The organism is Micromonospora sp. MH33 (genome assembly GCF_003013775.1).
GTDB classification, from domain to species: domain Bacteria; phylum Actinomycetota; class Actinomycetes; order Mycobacteriales; family Micromonosporaceae; genus Micromonospora; species Micromonospora fulviviridis.
Map to the genome: position 1 here is coordinate 1 of NZ_MUYZ01000521.1, position 2647 is coordinate 2647.

Annotated in this window: 1 protein-coding gene; it reads right to left on the reverse strand. The window is 75.6% G+C overall.

Going from position 1 to position 2647, the window contains the following annotated elements; translation table 11 throughout:
- The coding region (locus B0E53_RS35295) for an SDR family NAD(P)-dependent oxidoreductase (RefSeq protein ID WP_146167932.1) at positions 1–2647 on the reverse strand (2647 nt) is incomplete at both ends.

Here is a 2647-nt window from a genome sequence, read left to right on the forward strand (position 1 = left end):
ACCGACGCGCCGACCACCACGGCGCGGTGGTCGAACGTCGACCGGGTGGTGGCCAGCGACCAGCCCACCGCCGCCGGATCGATGACGTCCTGTCCGCGCAGGTGCCGGGCCAGGCGGGCGGCCTGCCCGGCCAGGGCGGGCCGGGAGCGCGCCGACACCGGCCAGGCGACGACGTCGGAGCGGACCGTGCCGGGCCGGGGGGTGCCGGCGGTGGTCTCCCCGGCGGGCGGTTGGTCGTCGGGCAGTTCGAGGATGACGTGGGCATTGGTGCCGGAGATGCCGAACGAGGAGACGGCGGAGCGGCGTGGCCGGCCGGCGCCGGGCCAGGGCCGGGCCTCGGTGGCCAACTCGACCGCCCCGGCCGACCAGTCGATGTGCGGCGACGGCTCGTCCACGTGCAGGGTGGCCGGGACGACACCCGCCCGCATGGCGAGGATCATCTTGATCACCCCGGCGACGCCGGCGGCGGCCTGGGTGTGGCCGATGTTCGACTTCACCGAGCCGAGCAGCAGCGGTTCGGTCCGGTCCTGCCCGTACGTGGCCAGCAGCGCCTGCGCCTCGATCGGGTCACCCAACGTCGTGCCGGTGCCGTGTGCCTCGACCACGTCCACCTCGGCCGCGGACAGCCGCGCCGACGCGAGGGCCTGCCGGATCACCCGCTGCTGCGACGGCCCGTTCGGCGCGGTCAACCCGTTCGACGCACCGTCCTGGTTGACCGCGGAACCCCGCACGATCGCGAGCACCGGATGGCCGTTGCGGCGCGCGTCGGACAGCCGCTCCACCAGCAGCACGCCCACGCCCTCACCCCAGCCGGTGCCGTCGGCGCCGGCCGCGAACGCCTTGCACCGCCCGTCGGAAGCGAGCCCGCGCTGGCGGGAGAACTCGACGAAGAGCCCGGGGGTGGCCATCACGGTCACGCCGCCGGCCAGGGCGAGATCGCACTCGCCCTGCCGGAGCGCCGACACCGCCAGGTGCAGCGCCACGAGGGACGACGAACACGCCGTGTCCACCGACACCGCAGGCCCCTCCAACCCCATCACGTACGCCACCCGACCCGACACCACGCTCGCCGCGCTCCCCGTCGCCGCGAAGCCCTCCAGCTCAGCCGCGGACGCCATCAACAGGGCCCCATAGTCCTGGCCGTTCGTGCCCGCGAACACCCCTGTTCGCGAACCCCGCAACACCCCCGGGTCAACCCCTGCCCGCTCGATCGCCTCCCACGACGCCTCCAGCAGCAACCGCTGCTGCGGGTCCATCGCCAGCGCCTCCCGGGGCGAGATGCCGAAGAAGCCGGCGTCGAAGTCCGCGGCGTCGTAGAGGAAGGCGCCGCTGCGCACGTAGGAGGTGCCGGTGGAATAGGGGTCGGGGTCGTACAGCCGGTCGATGTCCCAGCCGCGGTCGCCGGGCAGGTCGGAGACGGCGTCCCGGCCGGCGTGCAACAGCTGCCAGAACTTCTCGGGGTCGGTGACGCCGCCCGGGAACCGGCAGGACATGGCGACGATGGCGACGGGCTCGTCGTCGCCGAGCGTGACGGGGCCGGTCTCGGCGGCCCGCTCGGCACCGCCGCCGAGTTCCTCGTGCAGGTGGCGGGCGAGGACCGCGGCGGTCGGGTAGTCGAAGACCAGGGTCACCGGCAGGCGCAGGCCGGTGGCGGTGGCGAGCCGGTTGCGCAGCTCGACGGCGGTGACCGAGTCGAAGCCGAGGTCCCGGAACGCGTGGTGCGGGTCGACGGCCTGCCCGCCGGCGTACTCGAGGACGGCGGCCGCCTGGTCGCGGACAAGGTCGAGCAGCGCCTGCCGGCGCTCGGCGGCGCCCATCCGGGCGAACGCCGCGGCGGGGCCGCCCTGGTCGGCACCGGCGGCCTCGGCGACGCCCTTGGTGGCGGCGAGGCGCTGCGCCTCGGGGATCTCGGCGATCAGCGGCCCGGGGCGGGTGGCGGTGAACGCCACGTAGAACCGGTCCCAGGCGATGTGGGAGACGGTCAGGTGGGTCTCGTCGTGCTCGACGGCCTGGTGCAGCGCGGCGACGGCGAGCCGCGGGTCCATCTCGGGCGCGCCGTGGCGGTGCAGCAGCCGGCCGAACTCGCCCTCGGCCATCCCGCCGCCGCCCCAGGCCCCCCAGCCGATCGAGGTGGCGGGCAGGCCGAGGCCGCGCCGGTGCTCGGCGAGCGCGTTGAGGTAGGCGTTGCCGGGGGCGTAGTTGCCGACGCCGGAGCTGCCGACGGTGCCGGCCATCGCGGAGAACAGGATGAACGCGTCGAGCGGGTGGTCGCGGGTCAGCTCGTGCAGGTTGACCGCGGCGGTGACCTTGGCGCCGAGCGCGTGGTCGATCTGGTCGAGGGTGAGCGCGTCGATGACGGAGTCGTCGAGCACGGCGGCGGTGTGCACGACGGTGGTGAGGGGGTGCTCGGCCGGCAGGTCGGCGAGGACGGCGGCGAGCGCGTCCCGGTCGGCGGCGTCGCAGGCCGCCACGGTGACCCGGGCGCCGAGGCCGGTGAGTTCGGCCTCCAGGTCGGCGATCCCGTCGGCCTGCCGGCCGCGCCGGCTGAGCAGGACCAGGTGGGCGGCGCCGTTGGCGGCGAGCCAGCGGGCCATCTGCCCGCCCAGCGCCCCGGTGCCGCCGGTGACCAGGGCGGTGCCGGCGGGCC